Source organism: Paenibacillus sp. JL3B1040 (genome assembly GCF_057063165.1).
On the sequence record NZ_CM169317.1, the window covers coordinates 2,943,460 to 2,955,736 of the forward strand.

Below are 12,277 nucleotides of genomic sequence, written 5' to 3' on the forward strand. Positions count from 1 at the left end.
GCCGTACCCCCAATAGGAATCAATTAGTGTTTTGAATTATATTCAAGATCAGCGGGAAACTTTCCTGCTATTATAGCATGGGCAGCCGCCAAAATCCCGGAAAAATTTTCACCGCCGCCTACATCAATCCAGGCGATATCCTTCATGTGACGGAACCAGGAAAGCTGTCTCTTGGCAAACCGGCGCGTATCCCTTTTCAACTTCTCCACGGCGGCTTCCAGCGGAACGCCGTCAACCAGATGTTCGACGATTTCTTTGTAACCCAGCCCTTGCATGGAAACCGCATCGCGGCTGTACCCTTTAAGGAGGAGCCCGCGGACTTCTTCGACAAGGCCAAGCCTCAGCATCTCGTCAATTCGCCGTTCAATACGGTTATATAGCATTTGACGGTCCATTGTCAAACCGATTAGACAAAGCTCATAGGGCGATTGCTTCTGCTGCTTCTCGAGCTGCGACGATAACGTCTCTCCGGTCAGATGAACCACCTCCAACGCCCGAATCACCCGACGCACGTCATTCGGATGCAACCGAGCCGCGGATCGGGGATCCAAGTCCGCCAATCTGGCATGCAGCGCAGCGGCGCCATAGGCGTCGGCATACGCCTGTTGCTGCGCCCGAAAAGCTTCGTCGGCTCCGGCCTCCGTAAACTGGAATTCATAGCAGACGGATTCGATGTACAGCCCCGTACCCCCGACGATAAAAGGCAGCCGCCCGCGGCCGGCGATCTCCGGAATCAGCTTACGGCACCATTCCTGAAATAACGCGACGGAAAAAGGTTCACCGGGATCCAACACATCGATCAAATGATGGGGAATGCCGCCCATCTCCTCCACGGTGATTTTCGCCGTTCCGATATCCATCCCCCGGTACACCTGCATGGAATCGCCGGAGATGATTTCACAGGACAACGATCGGGCCAGTTCAATGCTGAGCTTCGTTTTGCCGACCGCTGTCGGGCCAAGCAGCACGAGCAGTTTCGGTTTATCGTTTCGGGTCAAGCGAAATCACTCCATAGGCAATTTTGGTATGGGATCGGCTGTTCGCGGTGAACCCCAGCCGATCGAATTCTCCGCTCCCGCGCTGCTCCTTTAGGACGACGGATTTTCGAGCGACCCGGCAAGCCTCGATCACCGCCTCCGGATCCAGACGATTCGGATTGGCAAATGTCCGCAGCGGTGAAATGGAAGACGATTCCACGATAGGATCGCGGAACATCGGGTCAAAGTAGACGATGTCCGCGCTTTTGTCCGGCATCGCCCGCAGCGCGTCCAAATGGTTCGTATGTACCGGTTCAATGCGCCGCAACGCTTCGTCGAAGGCCGGCAGGCCGGAGACGTAATGCTTCAGCCCTTCGTACAGCAATGCCCATAGCGGCAAGGAATCCTCCAGCGCCAGCACTTTCCCCGCAGCCCCCGCGGCGATCGAAAAAACACTCGCATCGGAACCCAGACCCGCCGTGCCGTCGATGATGACGTCGCCGGGAACCACCCTTGCGGCGTCAAGCATCGCATCGTTTTCCCCTTTAAACAGCCGTTTTGCCCGGACAAACGCCATGCTGGGGTGAAACGTCATCGGTTCCCGCCCGGTTCGATGCAGCCGGGCCCCCTGCTCCAGGACCACCAGAATATCGCTGTCGCCGTGGCGCTCGGCTAATCGCGCTAGGGAAGTCCGGCTGCGCGGGACGTAAGGAACGCCGGCCACATCGGCCAGTTCCCTCGCCCGGCGAACGGCGGCCGGTGTTTCATGGTCTCCCGTAGTAATTAACATGATGAACTCCTCCGTTTGCTGCCGTTACATGACCCGCTTGAACAGCTTCTCCAGATCATACGTGGAAAAGGAAACGATAATCGGCCGCCCGTGCGGGCAGGTGTAAGGCTGTTTGCAGGCGGCCAGCCGGCGGATCAGCGTGTTTGCTTCTTCCGGCGTCAGCTTTTGGTTCGCCTTGATGGACGCCTTGCAGGATACCATCGTCGACGAGGCCTCGCGCAGCTTGGCTAGGTCGATGGCCCGCTCGCTGAGCACCCATTCGGCCATTTCCTCAATGATGCTCGCCTCCTCCCCTTGCGGGAACCAATACGGATGCGCGACGACGCGGAAGGTACCGCCGCCGAAATGCTCGAGCACGACCCCGACCTGTTCGAACCAGTGCAGCCGCTCCTTCAATTTGGCGCTGTCCGATGGCGTGAATTCCAGCGTGATCGGAATCAGCAGCTCCTGCGAGGCATCGGTCGGTCGGCCGAACTTCTCGTAATAATATTCGTAATTGACGCGCTCGTGCGCCGCATGCTGGTCGATTAAATACAACCCCTGATCGTTTTGGGCGATCAGGTAGGTGCCGTGATGCTGTCCGATCAAGGACAGCTCGGGAAAGGCCGGAAGCTCCGGCGCCGCCGCAGGCGAGCCGTACAACGCTTCCGGCATTTCCTGCAGCCGCGCGCCCGGCAGCGGCTGCCGCTCCGCTGCGCCGCCGCCTGCGGAGGCGGCGCCGGTTTGGCCAAGCCCGCCCTGCGGCTTGGCCGGGTCAGGCGCGGCGCCGTACGTGCCGGCGCCGGCTGCGCCGCGCTCCCGCAGCGTCAGGCCTTCGGCCGCTGCGGGAGCGCCAAAGGCGCCCCCGCTGCGCAGCGGGGCGCCGCCAATCGGGGCGCCTGCCGGCGGCGCCCCGGCTTCGCCGCCGCGGTCCGGCCCAGCGGACCGCGCGCCCGGGTCACGCTCCGCGCCGCCGTTCCCCGGCGGCCGGAGCGCGCTTTCCGCCGCCGCAGCGGTTTGCCCGGCGGCGGCGGAAGCGCCCTCCCCCGCGCCGATAGGCGGCGCGGGGAAGTGGAACTGCTCCTGGATCACGGAGCGGTTCGGGCCTTTGCCGATCGTCTGGCGCACGACTTGCGGGATCAGCACCTGGCCGGACAACACGGCGCGGATGCTCGATTCCACGAAGCCGTTCAGCTCCGGCTCCTTGCTGAAGCGCACCTCCAGCTTGGCCGGATGCACGTTGACGTCGACCAGCGACGGATGCATGTCCAGCATCAACACTACGAGCGGATAGCGGTTGATCGGCAGCAGCGTATGATACGCGCGCAGGATCGCTTGATGCAGCCCGTGATTGCGGATATAACGCCCATTGACGATCGTTGACATGCCGCCGCGGTTGGAACGCGCCAAATCGGGACGGCCGATATACCCCGTAATCCGGTAATCCAGGTCCTCCGCTTCGATCGGAACCATTCCTTTGGAGGCGTTCACGCCGTATATAGCGGCGATGATCTGCAGCAGATCTCCGCCGCCGGGGCTTTGCAGCAGCGTGTTGCCGTTATGCCGCAACGTAAAGGCGATTCCGGGATGGGCAAGCGCCTGCCGGTACATCACGTCCGAGATATGTCCCAGCTCGGTTTGGATCGTCTTCATATACTTTAGCCTTGCCGGCGTATTGTAAAATAATTCCTTAACTACAAGTTCCGTCCCTTGCGGAGCGGCGATATCTTCGTTCAGCTTCAGCGAGCCGCCTTCGATTTCGATGACCCGCCCGAGCCCCGTATCGTTGCTTGAGGACACGAGCCGGACTTTAGCGACGGCCGCGATACTCGGCAACGCCTCGCCGCGGAATCCAAGGCTGCGGATCTGATACAAGTCGCGGCCGGAGGTGATTTTGCTGGTCGCATGGCGGTAAAACGCCGTTTCGCAGTCCTCCGGCTCGATGCCGGAGCCGTTATCGATGACGCGGATCAGTTGCAGGCCGCCCTCTTCGACGGCGACTTCGATTTTGGTTGCCCCTGCGTCAATCGCGTTCTCCACCAATTCCTTGACCACCGACGCCGGACGCTCCACCACTTCCCCGGCAGCAATTTGGTTGGCAATATGCTCGTCCAATATTGCGATTTTTGCCATGGCTATTCCCTCCCGTAGCTTTAGACCCTACGCATGATTACTTTACCTTTCCTTTCGCTGCCTGTCCGCTGCGCTAACGCTGATGAGAAACGCTATTCAGGTAATATTCGATGTTTACAATCGCCAACGACGCTGAGCAACTCTATTTCCTCTATAACGCCGGAATTCGGTCATCAAACGGGCATATAAGCATCGTGGTCAGCGTTAAAAAGACAACACGACGATTTTGGCCAACTTAAGCCTTCTCCCAAGCGCTAGAGTTTAAGAAAAGGCCTGGGTGGGCTGAACTAGACCTGAGCCTGAGGCGACCTAGCCTCAGCTTTGACCTTGCCTTGCCCTGGGGCTGACCTTACTAGGCCTTATCTTGCCAAAGGCATTGGTCTTGTCTTAACTCTGCTTGTCCTGCTCACTCCCGCCTTCTCCTTACCTTGTAAAGTCTGACCCTCACCTCGGCCCGACTCTAGTCCGGCCTAACCCCAAATCAGCCCGTCAGCCAGCCAACCCACCGTTCTTACAAATCCTTCGCCTTCATCTTTAAGTCATTGACCAACTGCATCGCCTGCAGCGGCGTCATGTTCATCAAGTCGGCGTCTTTGAGCAGGTTCAGGATCGCCCGAAGGCCCGGATTCTCCGGTGCCTGGACGGCCGGCTTGGCTGGAACCGGCGGCTCCTCGTCGCCAAAAATCGAAAGCTGCACCACCGCCCCGCCTTCTCCAGGAAGCGGGCCTGCGGCATCCTCCGCCGCAGCCACGGCCTCAGTCGTTGCCGCATCCTCCGCCACCGCAGCGGCCGTTTCCCGCACGGCCTGAACGGCGGCTTCCTGCCCCTGCTGCGCAGCCGGCTGCGGGCTTTTTTCCTCCAGGCTCTTCAGCAGCCCATAAGCCCGGCCGATGATCTCCTCCGGTAAGCCGGCCAGCCGCGCGCAGTAGATTCCATAGCTGGTGTCTGCCGCGCCGGGGATCAGCTTGCGCAGGAAATGCACCTTGTCGCCGCTCTCCTGCACCGCCATGCTGTAATTGCTAAGCCCCCGCAGGCTGTGCTCGAGATGAGCCAGCTCATGGAAATGCGTTGAGACCAACGCTTTGCAGCCGATCCGGTCGTGGACGTATTCGATCACCGCCTGCGCGATCGCCATCCCTTCGCTGGTGGACGTGCCCCTGCCCAATTCGTCGATGATGATCAAACTGCGAGGGGTTGCCTTTTCGGTCATGATCTGAATGTCGGCCATCTCCACCATAAAGGTACTTTGCCCGCCGATCAGGTCGTCCGCCGCCCCGATCCGCGTGAAAATCCGGTCGACCAGCGGAATCTCGGCCTTATCCGCCGGTACGAAGCTGCCGATTTGCGCCAGGATCGAAATCAGTGCGACCTGCCGCATATACGTGCTTTTGCCGGCCATATTGGGTCCGGTAATCAGCAGGATGCTGGCTTCGTCTTTGCGAAGCGCCGTTCCGTTGGCGATAAACGATGTGTCTTTCATGACGGATTCCACTACCGGATGGCGACCTTGCTCCACAACGAGGTCATAGCCGTCGGTCAGCTTCGGCTTCACGAAGCCGTTATCCGACGCTATCGTCGCCAGCGAGCGCAGCACGTCGATTTCGGCGATTTGCTCGGCCAGCTTCTGCAAGCGGGGAATCTCCGCGGCGATCCGTTCGCGCAGCTCGTTGAACAACGCGTACTCCAGGTCGACCATTTTCTCCTCGGCTTCGAGAATGAGCGCTTCCTTCTCCTTCAGCTCCGGGGTGACGAAACGTTCGGCGTTCGCCAGCGTCTGCTTCCGCTCGTACCTACCTTCCGGCAGCGCCGCCAGATTCGCCCGCGTGACTTCAATATAGTATCCGAACACTTTGTTGTAACCGATCTTCAGCGACTTGATCCCGGTCGCCTGCCGTTCGGCCGCCTCCAGCTCGGCGATCCAGCGTTTGCCGTTCACTCCGGCTTCGCGCAGCTCGTCCAGCCGCTCATGATACCCGGCTTTGATGATCCCTCCGTCTCGTACCGACACCGGCGGATCATCGGCGATGGCCGCCTCGATCATTCCGGCCAGATCGCCACACTCGTCCATCGCCGAGGCGATCCGCCGCAGGGTGGATGATGCCGAATCGCCGCACAGCCCCTTGATGGCCGGCACCTGGCGCAGCGACGTTTTCAGCGCGACCAGATCGCGCCCGTTGGCATTGCCGAAGGCGACGCGGCCGACCAGCCGCTCCAGGTCGTAAATATCCTGCAGCGCGCCGCGCAAATCCTCGCGCAGAATAAAAGCGCCATGCAGATGGGCCACCGCTTCCAGGCGCTCCTCGATCCGCGATTTTTGCAGCAGCGGCTTGTCGATCCAGCGGCGCAGCAGCCTGGAGCCCATCGAGGTCTCCGTTCGGTCGAGGAGCCACAGGAGCGAGCCTTTCTTCGAACGCTCGCGGACCGTCTCGACCAGTTCCAGATTGCGCCGCGTAAACGGGTCCAAAATCATGAAATGCTCGGGCTCGTAAGCCGATATTTTCGTCAGTTGGCCAAGCGAGCGTTTTTGCGTTTCGCTTAGATAGCTGACAAGGAGCGCGATATTGTCGCGCCGTTCCGGCTCCAGCCGAATCCACTCCGCTTCGCCGAACAGCGAACGGCCCGTCTCCTCCTTCGCTTTGGCCCAGGGCGTATAGACCACCGGCTTGCCGAGCGGAGCGGCTTGTCCGGCAATCCAATCCAGCAGCTCCGGATCCCCGATGATCTCCGCCGGGTCGTACAAACCGATTTCGTCGCGCAGCCACTCCTTGTTCGACGGCGCCGAAGTCGCGTACAACTCCCCGGTGGACAGGTCGCAGGCCGCCAGGGCCATCACGCCTTGCCGCTCGGTGACGGAGACAATATAGTTGTTCGACCGTTCGCCGACCGTCTTCCCTTCCATGATCGTCCCCGGGGTGATCACCCGGACGATTTCGCGCCGGACCATGCCCTTGGTTTGCGACGGGTCCTCCATTTGCTCGCAGATCGCTACCTTGTAGCCTTTTTCGATCAACCGGTGAATATAGTTGTCCGCCGAGTGGTAAGGGACGCCGCACATCGGGATTTTCTCCTCGGCGCCCCCGTCCCGCCCGGTCAGCGTAATTTCCAGCTCCTTCGCGGCCAGGATCGCATCATCGAAGAACATTTCATAGAAATCGCCCAGCCGGAAGAACAGAAACGCGTCCTGCGCTTCCGCCTTAATCCGTAAATATTGTTCAATCATCGGCGTGTAGGTAGCCATGATTCCCCTCCATTTAACCCTCTGCGGTCAGCTCTTTCATAGAATCCTATTATACCAGAAATGGGCAGCATGGTTATGAAGGATTTTGCATTTTCCACGCCAACCGGATATCGGCGGTTTCGTCCCAGACGCGTCCGGACTGAAGGGACTCGAGCAGCGGATTGACATAATCCCGGTACCGCGAATAGTCGGGAACCGCTTGAATGTCGGCCAACAAGCGAGGCAACGCGCCTCGGAGCGGCTTTTTTCTGCCGGCGTAAAACGCCGTCCAGATCTCGTCTTTCTCCAGCGGTCTCGCGCCAAGCCGTTCCGCGTTCTCGATGATCAGACACGCTAAAGCGACCACGCCTTTGGTAACGAGCGGGGAGATCAGGAAGCTCGGCAAAGTGCGGTATTCGAACCCCCCGTGCGCCTTGAGCCGGAAATCCCCGAGGAAACCGTACTTTGGCCGACGGGGCCGGCTTCGGGTGTCCTCCAGCACGGCCAGCGGCAGCGCCAGGTAATTGTCGAGCGTGCGCAACAGCTCCGGCGTCAGCGGCACCCCGCTGAAATGCAGATGTCCGCCCAGCGGAAAGCCGCGCTGCGGCATGGCCCCGGCCTGCCAGATCAGCCCCCGGTCCTCGATGGCCTCACGGGCTTCGCGAAACGCGTGCAGCAGATGGACGACAATTTCGCGAGGCTCTTTGCCGGGCCGAGGCCGCAGCTCGGCAAGCGGAAACAAGCGGCGACCGCGGTAACGCAGTACGTCGCACCCCGCTTCCCCGTGAAAATGCAAATATCGCGAGGCCGGAACCACTTTGCCGTGGGCCGGATCGAACAGCAAAAACTCCGGGTCCATCCCGATCAGACGTTCCGCCGGAGCAGCTAACAGCTTTTCCCGTTCCGCCAAGGTTTCCCGCATGGCCCGGGCCAGTCCGGCGGCGGCAGCGCTGCTGCCGGGGGAAGGGGTTAACGCATCAATCGTAAACCTCCCTTCCTCCCCGGCCGAGATGATCACTTCGCCAAAATCGAACCCGACGGCGTATAACGCGCGAACGGCCGTGCTTTCCAGTCGTTTGTGCAGCGGGGAGTCCGGGGACGGCGATTCACCCAGGAGCGGCAGCGTTTGCCCGGCTTTGCCGAGCGGCCGGATTTCCCATGCCCGCAAGTGGAACACGGTAACTGCGTAGCGGCGCGTATAGGCGGGAGCAGCCCTTCGGCTCGAGGGGAGAAGCCGTTCCGGCGAGGTCGTCATAACTCCGGCCGCTTCGAGACGCCGCCGCCAGTTATCCAGCGGCACCTTGGGCCGGCCCAGCACGATTTCATGAACCCGGTCGCTCCAATACGCTTCCTCGGGTCCATAGTACATCCACTCCGGTTCGTTCGGGACGGGTTGGTCCTGCCGCCCGCCTTTAAAGGCACCTGCAATCTGCTCGCCGGACGGCGCCGGGCCTTTCAACACCCGATATGGGCCGCCCAAGCGGGCCAACGCCTGAAACAGGCGCCCTCTGAACGCGCCGGAGTCCAGGCGAATCTTCAACACGAGGTGCTCATCCTTCATCACCGAGTTCATCCCCCGTCTTAGTTAGAGGTTACTCAAAAAATAAAAACAAAAAGAGGGCAGCCGCCCTCTTCGACGACGCCCTTGCCGCATATGCTACACTGTAGCCTGAAACATTCGGTGCTTACCGATCCGCCATTTTGTTTCCAACACGAATCACAGTTCGTCGTCGAGGAGATCCGGATCCAAATCTTCATAGTCGCCGAGTTCGGAGCCGAAATCGTAATCCTTGTCTTCAATGCCGCTGCTCGGTACGACAAGGACGTTCAACTTCGTTTCGGCAACCAATTCCACCGCGAATTCGCGTTCCACCCGAATGGATACGCGGCCGTCTCCCGATACCGTGGCTTCGACGGTGCTAGGCTCCTGCGTGGCTTCAGCGAACACTTCCACCGTCGACGAACGGTGTCGGGAATCCAGGTAATTCAGCGGAACGTTCTCAACGTAAGATACCGTTTCCTTGGCGACCTCGGTCTGCGAGTTCTTGTCATACGAATACCAGATGTTAATATCGTAAGTACCAATAACTTCAATTCCGTCTCCCGCAGCGACCGCTTCGTACTGGTGGTTGATGATCCAGGCCCCCAGGATGCTCGACGGTTTATGAGGGGGAGTCACGGTATGTGTTACGGTAGAGAACTTACGACCTTTGCCGCAGATCGCTTTCGTGATGATCTCTCTACTTTGATATTTCAATGACATGTTAGAACCTCCTCCATACATCATTCACTAAAAGTGTATGCAGGACATTCGTCTAGGGTGACAACTATTTTATCGGCTCCTGATTTCGCTTCAGCGCTTGATTCGCCGCCATTCGCGGAATGGGGGCTTTATTTTTTTTGGAAACGTCCAGATATAAAGAAAGTTCTCGGCACAATTGAAGGATGGCCGAACGGATTTCAAATTCCTCGCGGGTGGAAGGCAGCTCCATTTTTTTGAACTCCTCCTCCAGCTCGGCCAACATTTGCTCGGTGATGCCGGTGTATTCCTCCTGATTGACGTCCATGCTAAGCCGATCAAACAACACCGCGGCAGATTCCCCTTGCGGCATCCGGTGATACACCTGCGAAATCAGCTCCAACATGCCTTCGATCCGGCTAAGCTGCTCTTTGCGCATGACGAAATACGCGGTCCAGGCCTCATTGGGCGAGATCATCTGATTCTCTGCCGCCCGCTTGGCGATCGCATGCCCCTCCGCAACCAGCCGGGCCGCTTCCGTCAACTCTTTGCCGTCCCAGAGGCGATACGGATCGCGCAGCGAAGCCCCAATCTCCTGAAAGATACGCGAAAATAAGGCGTCCACCTCATGCCGAGTGTCCAACAGCTTGTCTTCCGTCTTCGGCATGTACAGGAAGTTAACGACCATCGCCGAACCGAGACCAATGATCAGCAACTCCACTTGGGTCAACAGCACGTGCCAGGAAAGCTCCGCACCGCCGAACACGCGGAACACGACGACGGAGCTGGTCACGATCCCTTCCTTGAAGCCCGCCCGGGCGATCAACGGGAAAGCGATCAAAATGTAAATCGCCAGCACCCAAATATGAAAGCCCAATAAGTAAAAAACGCCGAAAGCCAGCAATAACCCCAGTACGGAAGCGAAAAACCGCGCCGAGATCGAAGCCAAGCTGCGTTTGCGGGTGACGTCCACCCCGAGAATCGCGAGCAGCCCCGCGGAATTGGCGCCCGCCACTCCGGCAAAATCCGCGATAAAAATGGCCATTAGCGTGGCGACGGCCGTTTTGATGACCCGAAACCCCATGGAATCCCATCCTTTTTGTCGAAACCGATCTATGAAAATATCCTACTTGATTTTCGGAATCCAAACAATCCCACTTTCACCTTCAACCTTTGCTGTCTAAGGAAGAGGAAGCTTGTACGATGATCCCTTTCGGTAAGGGTTCTCCCCATTTCTCCTGATCCGATCGAACGGGATCATGCTGCAAAGCGGCCTTGCGCAACAATGATTCCCCCGCAAAAAAAGGGAGCGTTACCGCTCCCGCACCAGCTTCCTTTCGATATAGACGACCATCTGATACATCGCCGTCGCCACGATGGCGATGATGACCAGGCTCGACAGCACCAGGGTGAAGTTAAACACTTGAAACCCGTAGACGATCAGGTAACCGAGCCCGATTTTGGCAACGAGGAACTCCCCGACGATGACGCCAACCCAGGCCATCCCCACGTTCACCTTCAACGTAGACACGATGGTGGGGAACGAGGCGGGCAGAATCGCCTTCATAAACACGTCGCGCCGCGTGCCGCCAAACGTGCGGATCACCTTGACCAAGTTCGCGTCCACCTCATTGAAGCTGTTGAACACGACCAAGGTGGTTACAATCACGGTGATCGACAGCGTCGTAACGACGATGGCGGTGAAGCCGGCGCCGAACAGGACGATAAAGATCGGGCCGAGCGCCACCTTCGGCATGCTGTTGAATACGACCATATAAGGGTCCAGTACGCGGGAGAGAAACGGCGACCACCAGATCAGGACGGCCAACAAGGTGCCGATCAGCGTCCCAAGCAGAAAACCGACTGCCGTTTCCCCAACCGTCATCGCCAGATGCGGCCATAATTCCCCGCTGACCGCATCTTTGACAATCTGCTGTCCAACCTTGGACGGGTAACTGAAGATCAGCACATCGATCCATCGCAGTCGGCCCGCGAGTTCCCAAAGTCCGACGAACAACACGAGGATCAAGGCCTGAACGCCCACCACGTAGTTGCTCATCCGCCGCTTGCGCTTGCGGTGCAGTTGCCATTTCTCCTGCAGCCAGGCTTCCTGAGGGGCATTCGGTTTGGTTCTGGGCTGTGCCAAAAGCTATCCCTCCTCCCTTTCCGACGTTTCCAAGTCCCGCCAGATTTCATGGAACAGTTCGTTGAATCCCTCGGCTTCCCGGGCGTAGAACGGCTGCGCGTTTCGGATCGCCTCCGGAATTTCGTACATGCTGCGAATGCGACCGGGTCTCGGTGCCAGCACGATCACCCGGTCGCTGACCGCGATCGCTTCCGACAGATCATGGGTGACCAGGACGCCCGTTTTCTCCCTTTGTTTGAGCGTCCCCCAAACCAAATCCTCCAGTTGCAGCTTCGTCTGGTAATCCAGCGCCGAAAACGGCTCATCCAGGAGCAGCAGCTCCGGATCGGTCGCCAAGGTCCGCACGAGGGCTACCCGCTGGCGCATTCCGCCCGACAGCTGATGCGGATACAGATTCGCCGTATCCCCGAGGCCCATTTCCGCCAGCAGCGCCCGGGCGGCTTCGGTGCTTTCCGGCGTTAATCGCCCCGTCAGCTCCAACCCCAGTACGGCGTTGCTCAGAATCGTCCGCCACGGGAACAGATAATCCTGCTGCAGCATATACCCGACCTGCGGCGTTGGTCCCGCCACCGGCTTGCCGTGCAGCAGTACCTCCCCTCGCGACGGAGCGAGCAGACCCGCCATGACGGAGAGAAGCGTGGTCTTTCCGCAACCGCTGGGACCGACCAGACTGATGAACTCGCCCGGCTCCACCGCCAAATTCATCCCTTGCAAAGCGAGGACGGCCTCCCGGTCCGTCACGTAGACCAGATCCAGGTTTTTCAGTTCCACGACAGAAGGCAAAAGCGCTCACGCT

At 59.3% G+C, this 12,277-nt stretch carries 9 protein-coding genes; all 9 read right to left on the reverse strand.

Annotation, left to right across the window (positions count from 1 at the left end; genetic code table 11):
- Positions 1-23: 23 nt before the first annotated feature.
- Positions 24-998: a tRNA (adenosine(37)-N6)-dimethylallyltransferase MiaA gene (miaA, locus tag ACZF99_RS13245; protein WP_483605525.1), complete on the reverse strand. Its 975-nt coding sequence runs from the start codon at positions 996-998 to the stop codon at positions 24-26.
- Entirely contained in the window at positions 982-1,767 is a 786-nt protein-coding gene (locus tag ACZF99_RS13250; protein ID WP_483605526.1) for a class I SAM-dependent methyltransferase, read from the reverse strand. The genes miaA and ACZF99_RS13250 overlap by 17 nt, the downstream gene beginning before the upstream one ends.
- 24 nt (positions 1,768-1,791) lie before the next feature.
- Positions 1,792-3,879, reverse strand: a complete 2,088-nt coding sequence (gene mutL, locus ACZF99_RS13255; protein ID WP_483605528.1) for a DNA mismatch repair endonuclease MutL — start codon at positions 3,877-3,879, stop codon at positions 1,792-1,794.
- A gap of 511 nt (positions 3,880-4,390) precedes the next feature.
- Entirely contained in the window at positions 4,391-7,117 is a 2,727-nt protein-coding gene (mutS, locus tag ACZF99_RS13260; RefSeq protein ID WP_483605529.1) for a DNA mismatch repair protein MutS, read from the reverse strand.
- 73 nt (positions 7,118-7,190) lie between these two features.
- The gene (locus ACZF99_RS13265; protein ID WP_483612701.1) at positions 7,191-8,657 is read right to left on the reverse strand and encodes a putative amidoligase domain-containing protein; all 1,467 of its coding nucleotides are present in this window, start codon (positions 8,655-8,657) and stop codon (positions 7,191-7,193) included.
- A 156-nt stretch (positions 8,658-8,813) separates the two neighbouring features.
- Positions 8,814-9,359: an outer spore coat protein CotE gene (gene cotE, locus ACZF99_RS13270; RefSeq protein WP_483605530.1), complete on the reverse strand. Its 546-nt coding sequence runs from the start codon at positions 9,357-9,359 to the stop codon at positions 8,814-8,816.
- 64 nt (positions 9,360-9,423) lie between these two features.
- On the reverse strand, positions 9,424-10,419 hold the full coding sequence (locus ACZF99_RS13275; protein ID WP_483605531.1) for an aromatic acid exporter family protein: 996 nt from the start codon (positions 10,417-10,419) through the stop codon (positions 9,424-9,426).
- A 228-nt stretch (positions 10,420-10,647) separates the two neighbouring features.
- Complete coding sequence (locus tag ACZF99_RS13280; protein WP_483612703.1) at positions 10,648-11,394, reverse strand: ABC transporter permease; 747 nt, start codon at positions 11,392-11,394, stop codon at positions 10,648-10,650.
- A gap of 90 nt (positions 11,395-11,484) precedes the next feature.
- Complete coding sequence (locus ACZF99_RS13285; protein WP_483605532.1) at positions 11,485-12,264, reverse strand: ABC transporter ATP-binding protein; 780 nt, start codon at positions 12,262-12,264, stop codon at positions 11,485-11,487.
- Positions 12,265-12,277: the final 13 nt, after the last annotated feature.